Origin of the sequence: Naumannella halotolerans, assembly GCF_004364645.1 — a bacterium.
Lineage (GTDB): Bacteria > Actinomycetota > Actinomycetes > Propionibacteriales > Propionibacteriaceae > Naumannella > Naumannella halotolerans.
Map to the genome: position 1 here is coordinate 1,364,151 of NZ_SOAW01000001.1, position 20,715 is coordinate 1,384,865.

Below are 20,715 nucleotides of genomic sequence, written 5' to 3' on the forward strand. Positions count from 1 at the left end.
TCTCGCCTCACTCGCTGTTCGCGTCGGCGAGCGCACCCGCGCCACCGACAATCTCGCTGATTTCCTGGGTGATCGATGCCTGACGCGCCTGGTTGGCCTCGCGGGTCAGCGACTCGATCAATTGCTCTGCGTTGTCCGTTGCCGCCTTCATCGCCCGCTGCCGGGCAGCCAGTTCCGATGCCGAGGCCTGCAGCAGGCAGTAGAAGATGCGACTCCGCACGTACAGCGGGAGCACCTCGTCCAGCACCGTCTCGGCGTCGGGCTCGAAGTCGTAGAGCGGCAGCAACTCCTGGTCGCTCGGGGCGTCATCGTCCTCGACCACCTCCAGCGGAACCAGTCGCAACACCTCCGGCCGCTGGGTCAACATCGACACGAACTGGGTGTAGACGATGTGGATCTCGTCCACACCACCCTCTTCGGTCGGGGTGAGGAACGCCTCCAGCACGACATCGGCGATCTGCCTCGCATCGGCGTACTGCGGGGAGTCGGAGAACCCCTCCCAGGAATCGGCCACGTCGCGCTTGCGGAACTTGTAGAAGGCCTTGCCCTTGCGACCGGCGATGAAGGGCACGACCTCCTTGCCCTCATCGCGCAGTCGGGCGGTCAGCTGCTCCCCGAGCCGCAACACGTTCGAGGAGTAGGCACCGGCCTGACCACGGTCGGAGGTGATCAGCAATACCGCCGCCCGGGTCGGATTCTCCGACTCGACGGTGAACGGGTGGTCGACATGGGCGTAGGTGGCCAGTGCCGAGACAGCCCGGGTCAGCTCCCGGGCGTACGGCGCCGCCGCCTGGGCAGCATGCCGAGCCTTGATGATCCGCGAGGCCGCAACCAGCTCCATGGCCCGCGTGATCTTCTGCACGTTGGTCACAGATGCCTTGCGGCTGCGGAGTTCGCGCAAACTCGATGCCATTACCGCTCCGCTCCACAACTCGTACCGGAGGCGGACCGCGTCACCGCGGTCCGTCCGGCGCAGGGGCTGGAAGCCATCCGATCAGCCCCGCTTCTGCTTCTTGATCTGCAGCTGCTCGACATTCTCACCCTCCAGGGCCTCCGACTCGGGCTCCTCGCCGGCCAGCAGCTTGCCCTCCGAGGTCTTGAAGCCCTGCTTCACCTCGGTGACGGCCTTCTCGGCCGCCGAAGCGGTGTCGTCGTCGAACTTGCCGGTCTCGCGGATCACACTGAGTACATCGGTGTTGTGCTTCAGGTGGTCGAGCAGGTCGCCGACGAAGCGCAGCACATCCTCGACCGGTACGTCGTCGAGCTGTCCGGAGTTGCCGGCCCAGATCGAGATCACCTCGTCCTCGACCGGGAACGGGTCGTACTGCGGCTGCTTCAGCAACTCGGTCATCCGGGCGCCACGATCCAGCTGCCGCCGCGAGGTCGCGTCCAGGTCGGAGGCGAACATGGCGAAGGCCTGCATGTCGCGGTACTGCGCCAGGTTCACCTTCAGCGGACCGGCGACGTTCTTCATCGCTTTGATCTGCGCCGCACCACCGACTCGGGAGACCGAGATGCCGACGTCGATCGCCGGACGCTGGTTGGCGTTGAACAGATCGGACTGCAGGAAGATCTGACCGTCGGTGATCGAGATGACGTTGGTCGGGATGAAGGCAGAGACGTCGTTGGCCTTGGTCTCGATGATCGGCAGGCCGGTCATCGAACCGGCGCCGAGCTCGTCGCTCAGCTTGGCGCAACGCTCCAGCAGCCGGGAGTGCAGGTAGAACACGTCACCGGGGTAGGCCTCACGACCCGGGGGACGACGCAGCAACAGCGACATCGCACGGTACGCCTCGGCCTGCTTGGTCAGGTCGTCGAAGACGATCAGGACGTGCTTGCCGTTGTACATCCAGTGCTGGCCGATGGCCGAGCCGGTGTAGGGAGCCAGGTACTTGAAGCCGGCCGGATCGGACGCCGGGGCGTTCACGATCGTGGTGTACTCCAGGGCGCCGGCCTCCTCCAGGGTGCGGCGCACCTCGGCGACGGTCGAGCCCTTCTGGCCGACGGCGACGTAGATGCAGCGGACCTGCTTGTCCGGGTCGCCGGATTCCCAGTTCGACTTCTGGTTGATGATCGTGTCGACGGCGATGGCGGTCTTGCCGGTCTTGCGGTCACCGATGATCAGCTGCCGCTGGCCACGGCCGATCGGGGTCATGGCGTCGATCGCCTTGATCCCGGTCTGCAGCGGCTGGCGTACCTCCTGGCGATCCATCACGCCGGCGGCCTGCAGTTCCAGCGCGCGACGGGAGTCGAGGCCCTCGATCTCACCGAGACCGTCGATCGGGTTGCCGATCGCGTCGACCACCCGGCCCAAGTATCCGTCACCGACCGGGACCGAGAGGATCTCGCCGGTGCGCTTGACCTGGGAACCCTCCTCGATGCCCTCGGAGTTGCCGAGGACGACGACGCCGATCTCGCGGACGTCGAGGTTCTGGGCGATGCCCATGGTCCCGTCGGCGAAGTACAGCAGCTCGTTGGCCATTGCCGACGGCAGGCCTTCGACCCGGGCGATTCCGTCGCCGGAGGTGAGCACCGTGCCGACCTCCTCGGTGGCGGCGGTGTCGGGGGTGAAATCACGGACATAGCTGTCCAGTGCGCTCCGGATGTCCTCCGGGCGGATGGTGAGTTCGGACATCTCCTGGGTTCCTTGCTCTCGTTGCGAAGACTGCTTGTCAGCGGATGGTGCGGCGGGCGGCTTCGAGTCGGGAGGCCACCGATCCCTCGATGACCTGGTCCCCGACCTCGACCCGGACCCCGCCGAGCACGGTCGGGTCGACGATCACCTGCAGGGAGATCGCCCGGCCGGCCTGTTTGGTCAACGCCGCCCGCAGGCGGGCCTCCTGCTCGGCGTCCAACGGCCGGGCCACCCGCACGGTGGCGATCGACCGGTTGCGCAGGGCAGCGGTCTGGTTCAGGTAGTGCTCCATGGTCCGGGTGAAGGTGCGCTCGCGCGCCCGTACCGCACGTTCGGCCAGCGCGATCGTCGCCGGATCGGCCTTGCCCCGCAGCAGGTCGGCGACCAGCTCGGTCCGCCGTTCGACCGGGGCCGTCCGGTCAGCGAGGACATTGCGGAGTTCGGAATCGGCGTCGACCACCCGCTCGAAGCGGAAGAGTTCGTCCTCCACCCGGTCGAGCCGACCCTCACGCTCGGCACCGATCAGTCGCGCCCGTACGCCCAGGCGTTCCAGTTCGGCGACGAAGGTGGAGATCGCCGACCAGCGCTTCTCGGCCACCGAACCGACCACCGTGATGGTGGCGTCGGTGAGCTGACCGGCGAGCAGCCGCTCGGCGACACCGCGGCGAGCCCGCGGCGGCAGACCGGGATCGGTCAGTGCCCGCCGAAGGGCCGGACTCGCGTCCAGTGCGTCGACCACGGAGAACAACTCCGAGGAGATGACGGCCGGATCGCCGGAACCGAGGACGGAGTCGACCACCTGGTCGAGGTCTCCCCCACCGGTCGAGGTCTCCAGATCCAGTTCGGGCTGTTCGGTCACGACTGCTCCACGGATTCTTGGTTCTCCAGGTCGGCGATGAACCGGTCGACGGTACGTCGTGCCCGGTCGTCGTCGTCCAGCGACTCGCCGACGATCTTGCCTGCCAGCGAGGTCGCCAGACCGCCGACCTCGGCACGCAGCTGATCGATCACCTGCTTGCGCTCGGCGGCCAGCTGCGCCTGGGTCGACTCCTTGATCCGGGCAGCCTCGGCATTGGCCTGCTCCCGCATCTCGGTGATGATCTGGGCGCCCTGGTTCTTGGCATCCTCACGGATCCGGGCGGCCTCCTCGCGGGCATCGGCCAGTTGGGCCTTGTACTCGGCCAGCGCCGCCTCGGCCTCCTTCTGGGCCTTCTCAGCGCGCTCGATACCACCTTCGATCTCGTCTCGGCGCTCGGCGAACATGCTCTCGAAACGAGGCACGACCACCTTGGCAAAGATGATCGTCAGCAGCACCGTGAAGACGATCGCGGCGACGATTTCGGTCCAGTAGTGGGGCAGCAACGGCCCCAGATCGATCTGCATCTTCCCTCAGAGGATGTCGACGGCGATCAGTTGCCGAGGACGAACGAGAACGCCAGGGCCAGAATGGCCAGGGCCTCGACCACGGCGAAACCGATCCAGGCGGTACCCATCATGGCACCACGGGCCTCGGGCTGACGGGCGGTGCCCTGGATCACGGAGGAGAAGATCAGGCCCACGCCGATACCGGAGCCGACGGCGGCCAAGCCGTAGCCGATGAGGTTCAGCGAGCCGTGGAGTGCGTATTCCATCTTGGGTTCCTTTCGAGAACTCTTGTCTTCTTCTTGAAGTCTTGAGGTTGTTGGGACAGGTGGTCAGTGGTCCTCGGCGAGCGAGGAGGCGACGTACTGGGCGGACAGGACGGTGAACACGTAGGCCTGCAGGGCCGCGATCAGCAACTCCAGGGCGAACAGAGCCATGGAGAAGATCAGCGCGGCACCACCGGCGATGTTGTTGACGAGCCCCCAGCGGTTGGAGGCGTGCGCACCGTAGAGCAGCAGCCAGCCACCGCCGACGGTGAAGACCAGGATCACGATGTGACCGGCGAACATGTTGCCGAACAGTCGCAGGCCCAGCGTCAACGGGCGGATGATGAAGTTCGACAAGAACTCGATCGGGATGATGATCGGCAGCAGCGGCCACGGCACACCGGCCGGGATCAGGCTGTTCTTGAAGTAGCGCGCACCGTGCCGGGCGATTCCGGCACCGTTGTAGACGACGAAGACCAGCAGCGCCAGACCCCAGGCATAGCCGATGCTCGCCGCCGTCGGGTACATGAACAAGAAGGTGATGCCGAAGACGTTGCTGAGCAGCAGGAAGAAGAACAGGCTCATCAACAGCGGCAGGTAGGCCCGGTAATCGGGTCCTAGAGCATCGCGGGCGATGCCGTTGCGGACGAAGTTGTAGGCGTACTCGGCTGCGAACTGTGCCTTGCTCGGAATCACCCGCAGCTTGTTCGAGGCGAGCAGCCAGACGATACCGACCAGCAGGAAGGCGATCAGTGCCTGGATCAGCGGCTTGTCGACCCAGTCCACCCCGGGGATGAACCCGCCGGTGAACATGAAATCGCACTCGACCGTCGGTGCGTGGTACTCGGGGACACCCGTTGCCGGATCGATGGTCTCCTTGCACTCGTCGCCGACGGTGGGCATTGCACCGCCGAAGGAGATCAGGCCGCCCACAAAGGCTCCTCTCTGCACGCGTCGGTCATCGCTCCGACCTCGCGTATCGTCTGATGATCATGTAGACGGACAAGGCACATCCGACCAGCATTCCGATTCCCACCAGGAACTCGGTCCCGATGAATCGGTCGGCCAGCCAGCCGATCCCGCCGTAGCAGAGCGGACCCGAGATCAGGTACGCCAGCACCCGCATTCCCTCGTTCATGCCCTGGGCATCCAGTTGCTTGTCCGACGGGGTTCGCGAGGAGGTCTCGGCGGCACGGACTCTAGCAGTCCGGTCAGCTTTGGTCATATCGCCTCCTCACTCGTCCGAACGGGCTCGGGCTCGGGTTCGTCGTAGACCGGAATCCGCAATTTCGCGTACGCCCGGGCCATTCCGATCAGCCATCCGAGCACACCTGCACCGACCCCGATGCAGAGGCCGACGGTGGACAACCGGGACTGCGTGTCGACACCCAGATTCGCCCACCCGGTCAGCAGCAGCGCCAACAGTGCCGCCCGAGCACCGAAGGAGGCCATCGAGGCGGCGAAGAGCTGCCGCGCGGGTGCGGCGGCGAAGCGGATCTGCACCGCCTGGCCGATGGTGTAGAACATCAACGACACCATGGCGCCCAGGGCGACCGATACGGCGACGCGGGCGCCACCGACGAAGGCGGCGATGATCACGGCCGGCACGACCAGCAGGTGCAGACCGATGATGCCGCCGACCAGCAGGGAGCGGGCCCGGTTGATCAGCACACCCGCCTGTACCGGACCGGGCAACGACGCGTCCACCGGTGGCCCCGGTTTCGGGCTGGCCTCAGAGGTCATCGGTAGCAATTCTCATTCGGATCGGGCGGCGTCGTCCGCAATGCGACGACTGCTTGTGAAAGCTAGCACAACCTACTACACAGCGTCGAACTCGTCGGTAACCAGCCACGACGTCTAACCGGCGGGCCGGCTGCGGCGCAGCGGCCCGATGGTCAGCCGGGCGATGATCAAGATCAGTACGGCCAGCAGGATCAAGGTGGTCCACTGCCCGGTCATCCCGATGGCGATCGTGCCGAAGGAGATGATGGCCGCCCACACGTACATCAGCAGCACCGCATTGCGATGGCTGTGCCCCCGGGCGACCAATTGGTGGTGCAGATGCTGTTTGTCGGCCACCCACCACCAGTGACCGCGGATGGTCCGGCGGACGAAGGCCAGGCTGAAGTCCAGGATGGGCAGGGCCAGTGCCGCGATCGGCAGGATCAGCGGCAGGTACGCCGGCAACAGCCCACCGGCCCGTTCGGCACCGCTGTCGACCAACCGGGTGGAGTCGATCTGACCGGTGAGGCTGATCGCCGAGGTGGCCAGCAGCAGTCCCAACAGCATCGATCCCGAGTCGCCCATGAACATTCGCGCAGGGGTGAAGTTGTGCGGCAGGAAGCCGATACAGGCACCCGCTGCGGCGACGGTGATCAGGCTGGCGGTGGTGGCCCGGAAGATGTCCTGGTCCCAGGTCAGCCAGTAGGCGTAGGAGAAGAAGGCCAGGGCACCGATGGCGATCACCCCTGCGGCCAGCCCGTCGAGGCCGTCGACGTAGTTCACCGCATTGGTGCAGAGCACGATGAAGAAGACCGTGATGGCGATCGAGGAGGCATCGTTGAGGGTGAAGATGCGATCGGGCAGCGGGATCCACAACATCTTCACGCCGAGTGCGACCACCAGCCCGGCGGCCAGGATCTGACCGGCGAGTTTGGCCAGCGCATTCAGTTCGAAGAGGTCGTCCAGCACCCCGACCGCACAGATCACCCCGGCTGCGGCGAGCACCGCCCAGGCATCGTGGCGGACCAGTTCGAGTCGGCCGAGGAACGGCAGGTTCACCGCCACGACGAAGGCCGCGGCCACCCCGAAGAACATCGCCAGCCCGCCGAGGTACGGGATCGGCACGGTGTGCATGTCCCGCTCGCGGACCTGGGCCACGGCGCCGGCCCGGACCGCGATCCGTCGGCACAGCCCACTGCCGAGATAGGTCACCGTCGCGGCGATCAGGAAGACCAGCAGGTACTCACGCATCGTTCGGGCGACCCTTTGCCGACTCGGTCCCCTCGGGCTGGGCCAGCTCCGGCGGTACGTGCAGCGCGGGCAGGACTTCCCGCAATTCCTCCACACCGATGCCGCCGACCCGCAGCAAGGCACCGTCGGGGGTGGAGACGAAGTCGACGATCGTCGAGGAAGGGCCGTCACTGCTGCGGCCGGCGTCGAGATAGCCGGCGACCGACAGCCCGAGCTGCAGCTCGGCCTCCTGGGCGGTACGGGCAGCGGGCTGACCGGTCTTGTTCGCGCTGCTCACGGCGAGCGGGCCGGTCACCCGCAGCACCGCCCGGGCGATCTCGTGATCGGGGATCCGGATCGCGACGGTACCGTCGGCATCGCCCAGGTCGAGGCGGAGGCTTCGCTGGGCGGTCAGTACCAGGGTCAACGGCCCGGGCCAGAAACGCTCCATCAGTTCCCGGGCAGCCGGCGGCACATCGGAGGCCAGGGCCATCGCCACCTCGGGATCGGCCACCAGTACCGGCGGCGGCATGTCCCGACCGCGGCCCTTGGCATCCAGCAGGCGCTGGACGGCCTCGGCGTCGAAGGCATCGGCGGCGATCCCGTAGACGGTGTCGGTGGGCAGCACCACACATTTGCCGGCCACGATCAGTCGGCGTGCCCGGGCCGCCGCCTCGCCGACATCGTCGGTGGGCAGGATCCGGCTGGGTGCCGGGTCTCCCGGGACTCCCGGCCGGTCCGTGCTGCTCACCGTTCCATCCTGCCAGAATCCGACCGCTGCGCCGTGACGAACCGCGGCCTGCCGGTCAGGTCACGATGGTCGGCCACGGCGACGAAACCGCCGTGATCGATGAACACCGCCGGCGCGCTGTCGGCCTGCACCTCGGCATGTTCGGCGGCGACCACTCCCCCGCGGCCAGCCGGCCCGTCGACCCGCAACAGGCGATGCGCGGTGGCTGCGACCTGTCGCATCGCGGTCAATCCGTCCGGACCGGAGAACAGCGCCAGGTGCGGTTCGTGGGTGCGTACCTCCTCGGCCACGCCGTCCCAGTGCTCCAGCGGGATGTAGGGCGGGTTGCTGATCACCAGGTCGACCGTCCGATCCAGGTCGGGGAAGGCATCGGCGAGGTCGCCGTGGCGCAGGTCGACCCCGTGGCGGGAGAGGTTCTTCGAGGCCCAGGCCAGTGCGTCCTCCGACAGCTCCACCGCATGTACCAGGGCGGCCGGGACCTCGGCGCTGACGGCCGCCGAGATCGCACCCGAACCGGCGCCGAGTTCGACCACCACCGGTGCGGCGACCCCGTCGGCGATCCGATGGCGCAGCCAGTCCACGGCCCATCCGGTCATCACCTCGGTCTCCGGACGTGGTGTGAACACACCCGGGCCGACTTCCAGCCGGACGGTCCGGAACCAGGCCTCTCCGGTCAGGTGCTGCAGGGGTTCACCGGCGATCCGACGCCTCACCAGTGCGGTGAGCGCCTCGAGCTGGGCGGCCTGCAGTGGTGGGGCCAGCACCAGGGCACCGAGTTCGACACCCAGCACATGCGCCAGGAGGGTCCGCGCCTCGGCGGCCGGGCTCGGCGATCCCCCGTCGGTGAGCAGCCGACCGGTACGCCGCAGGACTACCGCGATCGATCTGTCGCCGTGGTCGGCGACCGGCATCGGTTCGGTGCTCATCGCCCCAGCCGGGCCGCCAGGTCGGCCTCGGCGAGCGCGGTCAGCACCGCGCCCAGCTCGCCGTTCAGCACCGCGTCCATGTTGTAGGCCTTGAACCCGATCCGGTGATCGGCGATCCGGTTCTCCCCGAAGTTGTAGGTACGGATGCGCTCGGACCGGTCGACGGTACGTACCTGCGAGCGCCGTGCATCGGAGGCTGCGGCTGCCGCCTCCTCCTCGGCCCGGGCGACCAGCCGCGCCCGGAGCATCCGCATCGCCTGCTCCCGGTTCTGCAGCTGGGAGCGCTCGTTCTGGCAGGAGACGACGATCCCGGTCGGCAGATGGGTGATCCGGACCGCCGAATCGGTGGTGTTCACACCCTGACCGCCGGGACCGGAGGAGCGGAAGACGTCGATCCGCAGATCGGCGGGGTCGATGTCGACCTCATCGGCCTCCACCTCCGGCATCACCAGGACGCCGGCGGCGCTGGTGTGCACCCGCCCCTGGGTCTCGGTCACCGGTACCCGCTGGACCCGGTGCACACCGCCTTCGAACTTGAGCACACCGAAGGGCTGCTCCCCTGCTCCGCTGCCGCCCTTGATCGCCACGGTGACCGAGCGATACCCGCCGAGATCGGTCTCCTGGGAGTCGAGCACCTCGACCTTCCAGCCGCGGGACTCGGCATAGCGGGTGTACATCCGCAGCAGGTCGCCGGCGAACAGCGCGGATTCCTCGCCGCCCTCACCGGACTTGATCTCGATCAGGGCGTCGGCGGCATCGTTGGGGTCACGCGGTGCGAGCAGCCGGGTCAGCTTCTCGGTGTTGCGCTCCAGCTTCTGGGACAGTTCGTCGACCTCGTCGGCGAACGAGGGGTCCTCGGCGGCCAGTTCGGTCGCCGCCCGCTGATCGGCCAGCAACTTCTCGCGGTCGTCGAAGGCCTTGATCAGCGGTTGCAGTTCGGCATGACGACGGCCGATCCGGCGCACCCGCGCCGGATCGGCGTGGGTGGCCGGATCGGCCAGGGCGACTTCCAGCTCGGCGAATTCCGCCCGTACCGGGCCGGGATCGAAGACCCCGTCGGAGGTACCGGCAGCCGAGGGCGGTGTCGTCAGGACTGCTTCTTGGCGTACCGCTTCTGGAACCGGGCGACGCGGCCACCGGTGTCAAGGATCTTCTGCTTGCCGGTGTAGAACGGGTGGCAGGCGGAGCAGACCTCGGCGCGGATCACGCCGTCGGTCTTGGTGCTGTGGGTGGTGAAGGTGTTGCCACAGGTGCAGCTGACCTGGGTCTCCACGTACTCGGGATGAATTCCCTGCTTCATTCTTGGTCTCCTCGATTCGATATGTCCGGGTCGCCGATCTGGAGAGGCGTGAACCGGACCGACGCACGATTTTGCCGTACGCATCCCTTTCAACCAAATCCGACGGCGATTATTCCCTGGACAACCGGGCCCGAGCGACGGTTCAGAAGCCGCAGATCGCCTGCCCCGGAACCATCGGCTGGACCACCAGATGCCAGAGCTCGTCCTGGTGACGCCACAGGGCCGTCGGATTGTCCCGGGCCGCTGCCAGCAGGGTACGTGCCTGTTCACCACCGACCGATCCGCACGAGCGCGTACCGGTCGGGATCCGCAGCAGCTCGGCGGGATCCTCACCGGGCCACTGCACCGCGTCGTCCGACTCCCCCGTACCCGACTCCTCCGCCGGTGTCCCCCGCACCACGGCCGCATCGGGCTCGAACGGTTCGGGGCTGCCGGTGCGGACCCAGTCGTGGGCCTCGTCGAGGAATTCCCGCAGCTGTCTGCGGTGTTCGGCCGGTTCACCGTCGAGCAGTGCGTCACCGTCGCCGAAGGCGTAGATGCTCAGTCCGCCGGTGCTGCCGGGAAGGTTGAACGCGATCTCGGTCGAGGACTGATCGGTGATCGACGGCTCTCCGTAGTCGACCCCGGAGAGCAGACCGGAGTCGGCGAGTCGCTGCAGGTAATCGCTCACCTCGGCCGGTTCTCGGCGGACCTGCTGCAACTGGGCCGGTACGGCACCGAGGCTGCGTTCGGCGACCTTGGTGACAACGAGGCCGTCGTCGAACACGGTGAGCACCGGGACGGTGCCGGCGGCGATCACCTCCAGCGGGGCCGGTGGGGAGGAGATGGTCACCTGCAGCACCGGGATCGCGTCGGTGGGATCCGGCACCTGGGTGCTCGCGGACCCGCTGGAGGTGGCCGGGGTTACCGGTTCGGCTCCGGTGTCGGCACAACCCGACAGCAACGCGGCGGCGCCGGTCAGTGCACCGAGTCGGAACACGTGACGCCGGGTGAACGGTTCCATTGCCCGAGGATCGCAGATCCGGGGCTCATCGGTCACGACGCACAGTGGCGCAGGTTCGCCCCACTGCCCGAGGCCTGTGTTGCAGGTCTACGGTGTGCGCATGAGCACACAGGACGACGAGGTCATCGAGAGCGAGTTCATGCGGGCCACCGGTCTGGTGATGACCGAGATCACCGCGACAAAGGTCACCGGGTACGCCGAGCTGGGCCCACGCCAGCACCAGCCCCATGGCATCGTGCACGGCGGGGTGTACTGCGCGATCATCGAGACCGTGGCCAGCACCGGTGCCTTCACCGCCGTCGCCGATCAGGGCAAGGTCGTGGTCGGCGTGCACAATGCGACCGACTTCCTCCGCGCGGTCTCCGAGGCCCGGGCGACGGTGGTGGGCGAGCCGCTCTTCCAGGGCCGCACGCAGCAGTTGTGGCAGGTCGTGATCACCAATGACGCGAACAGCAAGGAACTGGCCCGCGGCCAGGTCCGGCTGGCTGTGATCGACCGGCCGAGCTGACCGATCGGCCGAGCTGACCGACCGACGGGCGGCTCAATGTTCGAGCGCCACCGCCAGGCCGAAGGCGACCAGGACCGAACCGGTCACCGCATCGAAGGCTCGACGCACTCGCCGGCGGGTGAGGAACCGGCGGGCGGCATGCGCACCGAGCACCAGCAATGCCTGGTAGATCGTCCCAAGCACGGTGGTCGCGGTGGCATAGAACACCAGTGCCAGCACGCCCTGCCCGGGGGTCAGGAACTGCGGCAGGATCGCCAGGTAGAAGATCAACACCTTCGGGTTGGTCAGATTGCTCAGTGCGCCCTGCAGGAAGCTGCTGCGACTGCCACCGGCACGCAACCGACGCCGGGTGCGCCGATCGTCGGTCACCGTGCCACCTGTCGTACCGACCGGGTCGCTCGGTACGTCATCCGCCGGACCCGTTACCACGGCTGCCGGATCGGTCGCGGCGAGTGGTGCGTACCGGCCGCGGATCGCGGCCCGGATCGACAGTGCACCGAGTACCACCAGGTACGCCGCACCGACGTACTTGATCGTCCAGAACAGCGGGTCGATGGTGACGATCAACGCGCCCAGACCGGCCGCTGCGACCAGTCCCTGGGTCAGGTTCGCCAAGCTGACCCCGGCCACGGTCCACAGCCCCGGTCTTGGCCCGTGGACCATCGCCTGCTTCAGCACCACCGCGGTGTCCGGGCCCGGTGCCAGCACCAGCACGATCACCACCGAGAGGAAGATCCCCAATGACGCCCACTCCATGATCGAATGGTCTCAGCCGTCCCCCGCCTCCCTGCGAGGGGTCCACGATGCGTCGGCCGGGCCCGGGCGAGGTCCGGACGGCCGCTCCGAGTCGAGGTCGCCGGCCCGCTGCAGGGAGGTGGGCAACCAGGCGCCAGTGCCGGGCCGTGATCACCCGCACGTCACAAAGGTGGAATCCCGGCGTTACAGCCCAATCGGCCGATGCCGTCGGCGGTCACGACCCGAAGGAGAAGTTGATGTTCACCGACCGCGGTGATGTCGGCGGGACAGACGAATGCCACCCGGACCGGATCGGTTCGGGTGGCATTCGTACTCGGTGGGGCAACACCGGCCACCGGTCAGGACTCGCCGACGACGATCCCGTCGGCATCGGCCCAGACATGGGCGCCGGGGGTGAAGACGACATCGCCGATCGTGATCTCGACATCCACCTCGCCTGCACCGTCCTTGGCCGACTTCCGGGGATTGGTCCCCAGGGCCTTCACTCCCAGATCCAACTTGCCCAGCTCGACGCTGTCCCGGACGGCACCGTTGATGATCACCCCGGACCAGTCGTTGCGCACCGCGGAGGCACCGATCAGATCACCGACCAGTGCACTCTCCAGCGAACCACCGCCGTCGACCACCAGCACTGCCCCGTCACCGGGTGTGGCCAGGATCTGCTTGATCAAGGCGTTGTCCCGATGGCAGCGGATCGTGCGTACCTGTCCGTCGAAGTCGATCTTGCCACCGAGATCGCGGAGCTGAATCGAGACGCTGGCAAGTGAATCGCCGCGCTCGTCCCACAGATCGGCGGTGGCAACCATGATCAGTTCTCCTGGCTCGGCGTCGTCTTCTGGATCTGCAACAAGAACTCGGTGTTGCTCTGGGTCTTCTTCATCCGGTTCAACAAGGTCTCCAGGGCCTGTTGTCCGTCGAGTCCACTGAGCACCCGGCGAAGCTTCCACATCACCTGCAGTTCGTCACGGGCCAGCAGCAGTTCCTCCCGACGGGTGCTGGAGGCATCCACGTCGATCGCCGGGAAGATCCGCTTGTCGGCGAACTCACGGCGCAACCGCAGCTCCATGTTGCCGGTTCCCTTGAACTCCTCGAAGATCACCTCGTCCATCCGGGAGCCACTGTCCACCAGCGCGGTGGCGAGAATGGTCAGTGAACCGCCGTTCTCGATGTTGCGCGCAGCACCGAAGAACTTCTTCGGCGGGTAGAGCGCTGCCGAGTCCACGCCACCGGACAGGATCCGGCCCGATGCCGGTGCCGCCAGGTTGTAGGCCCGGCCCAGGCGGGTGATGCCGTCGAGCAGCACGACCACATCGTGTCCGAGCTCGACCAGACGCTTCGCTCGTTCGATGGCGAGCTCGGCGACCGTGGTGTGGTCACCGGCCGGCCGGTCGAAGGTGGAGGAGATCACTTCACCGGTGACGGTCCGCTCGAAGTCGGTGACCTCCTCGGGACGTTCGTCGACCAGCACCACCATCAGGTGCACCTCGGGGTTGTTGGTCGTGATCGCATTGGCGATGTTCTGCATCACCATCGTCTTGCCGGCCTTGGCCGGTGAGTTGATCAAGCCACGCTGCCCCTTGCCGATCGGCGAGACCAGATCGATGATCCGTCCGGTCATGTTCGTCGGCGTGGTCTCCAGCCGCAGACGCTCCTGCGGGTAGAGCGGGGTCAGCTTGGCGAACTCCGGCCGGTTCTTCGCCTTCTCCGGGTCATCTCCGTTGATCGAATCGATCTTGACCAGCGGATTGAACTTCTCCTTCCGCTCCCCGTCGCGGGGTTCGCGGATCGCGCCGGTCACCACATCGCCCTTGCGCAGACCGTACTTGCGCACCATCGACAACGAGACGTAGGCGTCGTTGGAACCGGGCAGGTAGCCACTGGTACGGACGAAGGCGTAGTTGTCCAGCACGTCGAGGATGCCGGAGATCTGCAGCAGGACGTCGTCCTCACTGATCACCGGTTCGACGTCGAGCCGGTCCATCCCGCCGCTGCGGCCGCGCCGGTTCTGCCGGTCGCGGTTGCGACGACGGCGTCCGCGACGACCGCCGTCATCGTCACCGTCGCGGTTGTTCCGGTCGTTGTCGTTGTTGTTCCCGCGGTCGTTGCGGTCGTTCCGATTGTTGTTGCCGCGATCGTTGCGCTCGTCACGATTGTTGTCGTCACGATTGCGATTGCGGTCACGTCGCGAGCCCCGGTCGTCGCCATCGGAGTTGCGATTGCGGTCGTTGCCCCGGTTGTCCCGCTCGGCGATCTCGCGTACCAGATCGTCGGGATTCGGCGCCTCGGAACCGTTGCCCTCGCGTCCGTTGCGGGATTCGGAGTCCGATTCCCCGCGGGTGCGATCGTCGTTGCGGTTCTCGCCCCGGTTGTCGTTGCCACGCCGGTTGCGCCCGCGCCCCCGTCCGTTGTCGCCATCGTTGCGATCGCCCCGACCGTTGTCGCCCTCGTTGCGATCGCCGCGAGCGTTGTCGTTGCGGTCGTCACGACCGTTGTGGTTGCGGTCGGCATTGTGCTCGCGGTCGGCATTGTGCTCGCGGTCGGCATTGTGGTTGCGGTCGGTACGAGCGCTCGGGCTCTCCTCACCGGCCTGGTCCTGCGACGCCTTCGGCTCGGCGTCACCGCGGCGACTCGCACGCTCGATGGCCACTCTCCGCGCCTCCTCGGCGCGGGCATCGGCATCGGGTAGCGCGGGCTGGGTCTCGGCACGGCGGTCGGCACCCGACTGCTTACCGGCCGAGTCCTCCGCGGGTCGGTTCTCGACGGGCCGCTCGGCGCTTCGACCGGCACCGCCGGTCGATCCCGGCTGCCCGGACTGAGCTGCTCGGATCGCCGTGATCAGGTCACCCTTGCGCATGGCGGCGGCGCCCTTCAGGCCCAACTGGGAGGCGAGCTTCTTCAGTTCGGGGAGCACCATGGCTTCCAGACCCGAACCCTTGCGCCGTCGACCAGGTTCCGTGACGCTCGTCGTCTCGGTGGTGTCCGTCACATGTCCTTCTTTCTCTTGGCCCAGACGGGGCCTTGACGTTTCTGCGGAGTTTGGACTGAGATTCCGCTGCCAAGCCAGCCCGACGGCAGAGCCGTCAAAAAATGGTGTCAGTGGCGTTGGGGTGCGATTAGCACTTCCTGCCGCGCCCGCTTGACCGAGGCGCACCGTGGTGAATCCACCACTCGTGGACCAAGGTTAGCACCGGGGTGGGCACAGCCCGCAAGGGCGACGATCCGGCGTGTCCGCCCAGCCGGGAAACCGGCACCGGACGGTCCACCGGATCAGCCTCGGTGCGCGGGCGCGAATTCCACCCGGGCACCACCGGCCGGCCGCAGCCGGCGCATCCGGAACCCGAGCGCCTCATCCAACCCCGAAAGGTCCGCCGGCGTCCCCAGCACCACCACGGTCGGCCCGGCACCGGAGATCACCGCGGCATGTCCGGCATTGCGCAGCCGATCCAGCAGCGCTGCCGAGGCAGGCATCAGCGGCGCCCGGTACGGCTGGTGCAACCAGTCCTGGGTGCCGGCGAGCAGGTCCTGCGGCGAGTGCTGCAGGGCGTGTACCAGCAGTGCTGCACAGGCGACCGAGGCACTGGCGTCGGGATGCGGCACCGTCGGCGGCAGCGCTCCCCGGGCCGCCCGGGTGGCGACCGCACCATCGGGAATGAACGCCAATCCCATCAACCGCTCGTCCAGCGGCAGCCGTACCACGCGGTCCTCACCGGGGACGACCAGCGTCAGCCCGCCCAGCAGGGCCGGTGCGGCGTTGTCCAGATGCCCCTCGGCTGCCCGGGCCCGGCGCAGCAGCCAACGCTCGTCCACCGGGCGACCCGGGCGGGCCCAGGTCCAGGCGGCCATCAGACCGGTGACCACCGCCGCCGCCGAGGAGCCGAGACCACGCCCGTGCGGAATCCGGTTCACTGCGCTCAGCCGTATCCCGTCCGGCACCGGCGAGCCGAGATCGGCCAGCCCGCTGAGCAGCGTGGCGATCACCAGATGCCGCCGGCCCTCGGGTACCCGGCCGGCACCCTCACCGGTGACCGACACGGCGAATTCGTCGGCGACCTCCAGCCGTACCTCGTCGACCAGATCCCAGGCCAGGCCCAGGGCATCGAAACCGGGGCCGAGGTTCGCGCTGGTGGCCGGCACCGTGACCGCCAGCGCCGGGAAGGCGGTCGGTCCCGGTACGGACGGAACGCTCAACTCTCCAACCCCAACCAGCGAGCCACCTCGGCGGCCTCGGCCGGCAACACATCGGGGTCGACGCTACGGTCGCGCATCGCGGTGTCGACATCCTTCAACCCGTTGCCGGTGCAGGTGACCGCGATCCGCAGCCCCGACGGCAGGTCGCCGGCGCGATGGGCGGCCAACAGTCCGGCGACCCCGCTGGCCGAGGCCGGCTCGACGAAGATCCCCTCCCAGGCCGCCAACACCGACTGTGCCTCCAGGATCTGATCGTCGGTGACCGCGCCGAACCGGCCCTCGGAGTCGGCGACCGCGGCCTTCGCCAGATCGGCCGAGGCGGGGTTGCCGATCCGGATGGCGGTGGCCACCGTCTCGGGATTCAGCACCGGATGCCCGTGCACCAGCGGCGCGGCCCCGGAGGCCTGGAATCCCCACATCTGCGGCAATCGGGTGGCCAGGCCATCGGTGTGGTACTCGCGGTAGCCCATCCAGTAGGCGGAGATGTTGCCGGCATTGCCGACCGGCAGCACATGCAGGTCCGGGGCGTCACCGAGGGCGTCGACGATCTCGAAGGCGGCGGTCTTCTGCCCCTGCAACCGGTCCGGGTTCACCGAGTTCACCAAGGCGACCGGGTAGTTCTCCGACAACTTCCGGGCCACCTCGAGGGCGTTGTCGAAGTTGCCGTCCAATTGCACGATCCGGGCACCGTAGACGACGGCCTGGGCGAGCTTGCCGGTGGCGATCTTGCCGGCGGGCAGCAGCACCAGGGCCTTCATCCCGGCCTTCGCGGCGTAGGCCGCGGCCGAGGCCGAGGTGTTGCCGGTGGAGGCACAGGCCACGGTGGTGGCTCCCTCGGCGAGGGCCCGGCTGATCGCCACGGTCATCCCCCGGTCCTTGAACGAGCCGCTGGGATTGGCCCCCTCGACCTTGATCCAGACCTCACACCCCAGATGCGCCGACAGCTTCTCGGCGTGCACCAGGGGCGTCGATCCCTCACCGAGACTGACCACCGGGTCGTTCGGGGCCAGCGGCAGCCGATCGGCGTACCGGGCGATCAACCCGGCCGTGGCCGGGCCGGAAACCTGCTCTGCGCTCATTGCGCTGCGCTCCTGTTCTCTGCCTGTCCGCCAGGCATCGTGGTTGGTCGGGCGACGGGACTCACAAGCCCTCGACGCGCATCACGCTCAACACCTCGTGCACGGCCGGCAACTCGTCCAGGGCGCGGACACAGGCGGCCAGCGCGGCGTCCTTGGCCGGATGGGTGACGACCACCAACCGGGCCTCACCGTCCTCGCCGGGGCTGGCCACCTGCCGCAGGGTCTGTACCGACACCTCGTGCTCGGCGAAGCACTGGGCGATCGCTGCCAGCACACCGGCACGGTCGTCGACCTCCAAGCTCAGGTGGTAGCGGGTGACCACCTCCCCGATGCTGTGCACCGGCCGCTGGGCATACGTCGACTCCCCCGGCCCGCGGGTGTGCCGGGTGCGGTTCCGGGCCACGGTGACCAGGTCACCGAGGACTGCTGATGCGGTCGGGCTGCCACCGGCACCGGGGCCGTAGAACATCAGCCGGCCGGCTGCCTTGGACTCGACGAAGACGGCGTTGTAGGCGCCGCCGACCGAAGCCAGGGGGTGATCCTCGGGAATCATCGCCGGGTGCACCCGGGCGTTGATCGTGGCCTCGGCTCCCTCACCGGACAGCTCGCAGATCGCCAGCAGTTTCACCACACAGCCCATGGCCTTGGCCGAGGCGATGTCGCTGCGGGTGATCTCGGTGATCCCCTCCCGATGCACCTCGACCCCCCGGACGCGGCTGTGGAAGGCCAGTCCGGCCAGGATGGCGGCCTTGGCGGCGGCATCGAACCCTTCCACATCGGCGGTGGGATCGGCTTCGGCATAGCCCAGGGCCTGGGCCTCGGCGAGCGCATCGGCGTACCCGGTGCCCTGTCCGTGCATCTTGTCCAAGATGAAGTTCGTGGTCCCGTTGACGATGCCCATCACCGCGGTGATCTCGTCACCGACCAAGGACTCGCGCAGCGGCCGGATGATCGGGATCGCACCGGCGACGGCGGCCTCGAAGTACAGGTCGACCCCGGCCGCCTCGGCCGCGCTGAACAGATCGGTACCGGCCTCGGCCAGCAGCGCCTTGTTCGCGGTGACCACCGATGCCCCGTGCTCCATGGCGGTGAGGATCAGTGACTTCGCCGGTTCGATACCGCCGATCACCTCGATCACCAGATCCACGTCGCCCCGCCGGACCAGTGCCTCGGTGTCGGTGGTGAACAGCGCGGAGTCGATCCCGGGCCGTTCGACACCGGCCCGGCGTACCCCGATGCCGACCAGTTCCAGCGGCCGTCCGATCCGGGCGGTGAAGTCGTCGGCGGAGTCGACCAGCATCCGCGCGACCTCCGAGCCCACGACACCGCAACCCAGCAGCGCCACCTTCAGCGGCTGCTCGGTCGGCGGGGTCGCCCCGTCGGCGGCCGGACCGGCCACCGGTACGGCATCGGGTCCTGCGGGCGATTGTGCGGTCTCGGTCATCGACCAACTCCCAGCTCGGCGTCCAACATCGTCTTCATCTCCATCGGCGATCCCTCGCGATCGGTCGCCATCGCTCAACCCATGTCCAGGGCCAACAGGTCATCGACGGTCTCGCGCCGCAGCAGGGTACGCCATCGACCGTCGGCGACCGCGACCACCGGCGGACGCGGTACGTGGTTGTAGTTGCTCGCCATCGACCGTGCATACGCCCCGGCCCCCGGTACGGCGATCAGGTCACCGGGGGCGATGTCACCGGGGAGGAACTCGTCGCGGACCACGATGTCACCGGATTCGCAGTGCTTGCCCACCACCCGGCACAGCACCGGTGCGGCGTCACTGGCCCGGTTGGCCACGGTGGCCGAGTACTCCGCGGCGTACAGCGCGGTACGGATGTTGTCGCTCATCCCGCCGTCGACCGAGACATAGGTACGCACCCCGCCACCGGCCAGGACCACGGGTTTCACCGTGCCTACCTCGTACAACATCAGCGCCGCCGGCCCACTGATCGCCCGGCCGGGTTCGATCGACAGCTCCGGACGGGGAAGCCCGGTGCTGCGGCACTCGGCCTCGACCATCGCATTCAGGTGTTCGGCCAGTTCGACGGTCGGCCGCGGATCGTCCAGGGTCGTGTAGGCGATGCCGAAACCGCCGCCGAGGTCGAGTTCGGGCAGGATCTGCCCGGTGCGTTCGGCGATCGCTGCCAGCAGGCCGATGGTGCGGCGCACCGCGACCTCGAAACCGGCGGTCTCGAAGATCTGTGAACCGATGTGGGAGTGGATCCCGCGCAGGTCGATGCCCGGCGCCCCCAGACACTCCTCCACCGCACGCATGGCATCACCGGTGACGATGGAGAATCCGAACTTCTGGTCCTCGTGGGCGGTGGCGATGTACTCGTGGGTGTGTGCCTCCACGCCGGCGGTCACCCGTACCAGCACCGGTGCCTGCACCCCGCGGGCGGCAGCGAGTTCGGCCAGCCGGGCGATCTCGATGAAGGAGTCGACGATGATCCTCCCGACCCCGGCCTCCAGTGCGGCCTGCAGTTCGGCCAGGGACTTGTTGTTGCCGTGGAAACCGATCCGCGCGGGGTCGATCCCGGCGGCCAGGGCCACTGCCAGCTCGCCACCGGTGCAGACGTCGAGGTAGAGCCCCTCCTCGACCACCCAACGCGCCACATCCTTGCTCAGGAAGGACTTTCCGGCGTAGTAGACCCGCCAACCGGCGAACGCCTCGGCGAAGCCGCGGGCCCGTTCGCGCAGATCGGCCTCGTCGAAGACGTAGGCCGGCGTACCCACCTCGGCGGCCAGTGCGGTGACCGGCACCCCGGCCACTTCGAGTTCGCCGTCCGGGCGTCGGCGTACCCCCGAACTCCACAGGCCGTCGACCAGGGCATTGACGTCGGTCGGCCGGCGCAACCAGCCCGGTCCGGAGACCGAGACATCGGCGTGGATCGCGCCCGCGACGTGCGTGTGACTCATGGGGCACGATGCTACAAAGACCAGCCGCCGGGACGCACCGGATCGTCTGTGATGAGACTGCTGCACCGGC

22 protein-coding genes are annotated in these 20,715 nt (G+C 68.0%); 1 reads left to right on the forward strand and 21 read right to left on the reverse strand.

The window, feature by feature from the left end; translation table 11 throughout:
- Positions 1–7: 7 nt before the first annotated feature.
- From CLV29_RS06300 to CLV29_RS06365, 14 genes are all read right to left on the reverse strand, one after another.
- Positions 8–913, reverse strand: a complete 906-nt coding sequence (locus tag CLV29_RS06300) for a F0F1 ATP synthase subunit gamma (RefSeq protein WP_133754119.1) — start codon at positions 911–913, stop codon at positions 8–10.
- An 81-nt stretch (positions 914–994) separates the two neighbouring features.
- The gene (atpA, locus tag CLV29_RS06305; RefSeq protein WP_133754120.1) at positions 995–2,635 is read right to left on the reverse strand and encodes a F0F1 ATP synthase subunit alpha; all 1,641 of its coding nucleotides are present in this window, start codon (positions 2,633–2,635) and stop codon (positions 995–997) included.
- Between the two features lie 37 nt (positions 2,636–2,672).
- Positions 2,673–3,494 (reverse strand): F0F1 ATP synthase subunit delta, encoded by an 822-nt coding sequence (locus CLV29_RS06310; protein ID WP_166649152.1) that lies wholly within the window; start codon positions 3,492–3,494, stop codon positions 2,673–2,675.
- Positions 3,491–4,018 (reverse strand): F0F1 ATP synthase subunit B, encoded by a 528-nt coding sequence (locus CLV29_RS06315; protein ID WP_133754122.1) that lies wholly within the window; start codon positions 4,016–4,018, stop codon positions 3,491–3,493. Before CLV29_RS06315 ends, CLV29_RS06310 begins: the two co-directional genes overlap by 4 nt.
- A 26-nt stretch (positions 4,019–4,044) precedes the next feature.
- A complete protein-coding gene (locus tag CLV29_RS06320; protein WP_133754123.1) occupies positions 4,045–4,266 on the reverse strand; it encodes an ATP synthase F0 subunit C in 222 nt (73 codons plus the stop codon).
- A 63-nt stretch (positions 4,267–4,329) separates the two neighbouring features.
- Positions 4,330–5,166, reverse strand: a complete 837-nt coding sequence (gene atpB, locus CLV29_RS06325; protein WP_133755078.1) for a F0F1 ATP synthase subunit A — start codon at positions 5,164–5,166, stop codon at positions 4,330–4,332.
- 55 nt (positions 5,167–5,221) lie between these two features.
- The gene (locus CLV29_RS06330; protein WP_133754124.1) at positions 5,222–5,488 is read right to left on the reverse strand and encodes an AtpZ/AtpI family protein; all 267 of its coding nucleotides are present in this window, start codon (positions 5,486–5,488) and stop codon (positions 5,222–5,224) included.
- Entirely contained in the window at positions 5,485–6,006 is a 522-nt protein-coding gene (locus tag CLV29_RS06335) for a hypothetical protein (RefSeq protein ID WP_133754125.1), read from the reverse strand. Before CLV29_RS06335 ends, CLV29_RS06330 begins: the two co-directional genes overlap by 4 nt.
- 114 nt (positions 6,007–6,120) lie before the next feature.
- On the reverse strand, positions 6,121–7,236 hold the full coding sequence (locus CLV29_RS06340; protein WP_133754126.1) for an MraY family glycosyltransferase: 1,116 nt from the start codon (positions 7,234–7,236) through the stop codon (positions 6,121–6,123).
- The gene (locus CLV29_RS06345) at positions 7,229–7,966 is read right to left on the reverse strand and encodes an L-threonylcarbamoyladenylate synthase (RefSeq protein WP_133754127.1); all 738 of its coding nucleotides are present in this window, start codon (positions 7,964–7,966) and stop codon (positions 7,229–7,231) included. Before CLV29_RS06345 ends, CLV29_RS06340 begins: the two co-directional genes overlap by 8 nt.
- Positions 7,963–8,892 (reverse strand): peptide chain release factor N(5)-glutamine methyltransferase, encoded by a 930-nt coding sequence (gene prmC, locus CLV29_RS06350; protein WP_243831766.1) that lies wholly within the window; start codon positions 8,890–8,892, stop codon positions 7,963–7,965. The genes CLV29_RS06345 and prmC overlap by 4 nt, the downstream gene beginning before the upstream one ends.
- Positions 8,889–9,983 (reverse strand): peptide chain release factor 1, encoded by a 1,095-nt coding sequence (prfA, locus tag CLV29_RS06355; protein WP_133754128.1) that lies wholly within the window; start codon positions 9,981–9,983, stop codon positions 8,889–8,891. The genes prmC and prfA overlap by 4 nt, the downstream gene beginning before the upstream one ends.
- Positions 9,980–10,192 carry a 50S ribosomal protein L31 gene (rpmE, locus tag CLV29_RS06360; protein WP_133754129.1) on the reverse strand — a complete coding sequence of 71 codons (213 nt, stop codon included), beginning with the start codon at positions 10,190–10,192 and terminating at the stop codon, positions 9,980–9,982. Before rpmE ends, prfA begins: the two co-directional genes overlap by 4 nt.
- A gap of 142 nt (positions 10,193–10,334) precedes the next feature.
- Complete coding sequence (locus tag CLV29_RS06365) at positions 10,335–11,195, reverse strand: hypothetical protein (protein ID WP_133754130.1); 861 nt, start codon at positions 11,193–11,195, stop codon at positions 10,335–10,337.
- Positions 11,196–11,295: 100 nt separating this feature from the next.
- On the opposite strand from CLV29_RS06365, the gene CLV29_RS06370 reads away from it, so the two are divergent.
- On the forward strand, positions 11,296–11,703 hold the full coding sequence (locus CLV29_RS06370; protein ID WP_133754131.1) for a PaaI family thioesterase: 408 nt from the start codon (positions 11,296–11,298) through the stop codon (positions 11,701–11,703).
- A gap of 33 nt (positions 11,704–11,736) precedes the next feature.
- On the opposite strand, the gene CLV29_RS06375 is transcribed toward CLV29_RS06370, so the two are convergent.
- From CLV29_RS06375 to lysA, 7 genes are all read right to left on the reverse strand, one after another.
- Positions 11,737–12,459: a LysE family translocator gene (locus CLV29_RS06375; protein ID WP_133754132.1), complete on the reverse strand. Its 723-nt coding sequence runs from the start codon at positions 12,457–12,459 to the stop codon at positions 11,737–11,739.
- A gap of 338 nt (positions 12,460–12,797) precedes the next feature.
- Positions 12,798–13,265: a ribonuclease E activity regulator RraA gene (rraA, locus tag CLV29_RS06380; protein WP_133754133.1), complete on the reverse strand. Its 468-nt coding sequence runs from the start codon at positions 13,263–13,265 to the stop codon at positions 12,798–12,800.
- A 2-nt stretch (positions 13,266–13,267) separates the two neighbouring features.
- On the reverse strand, positions 13,268–15,445 hold the full coding sequence (rho, locus tag CLV29_RS06385; protein ID WP_424991524.1) for a transcription termination factor Rho: 2,178 nt from the start codon (positions 15,443–15,445) through the stop codon (positions 13,268–13,270).
- A gap of 281 nt (positions 15,446–15,726) precedes the next feature.
- Positions 15,727–16,647 carry a homoserine kinase gene (thrB, locus tag CLV29_RS06390; RefSeq protein WP_243831767.1) on the reverse strand — a complete coding sequence of 307 codons (921 nt, stop codon included), beginning with the start codon at positions 16,645–16,647 and terminating at the stop codon, positions 15,727–15,729.
- Complete coding sequence (gene thrC, locus CLV29_RS06395) at positions 16,644–17,726, reverse strand: threonine synthase (protein WP_133754134.1); 1,083 nt, start codon at positions 17,724–17,726, stop codon at positions 16,644–16,646. The genes thrB and thrC overlap by 4 nt, the downstream gene beginning before the upstream one ends.
- A 61-nt stretch (positions 17,727–17,787) precedes the next feature.
- A complete protein-coding gene (locus CLV29_RS06400; RefSeq protein ID WP_133754135.1) occupies positions 17,788–19,170 on the reverse strand; it encodes a homoserine dehydrogenase in 1,383 nt (460 codons plus the stop codon).
- Between the two features lie 74 nt (positions 19,171–19,244).
- On the reverse strand, positions 19,245–20,645 hold the full coding sequence (gene lysA, locus CLV29_RS06405; protein WP_133754136.1) for a diaminopimelate decarboxylase: 1,401 nt from the start codon (positions 20,643–20,645) through the stop codon (positions 19,245–19,247).
- Between the last annotated feature and the right edge of the window lie 70 nt (positions 20,646–20,715).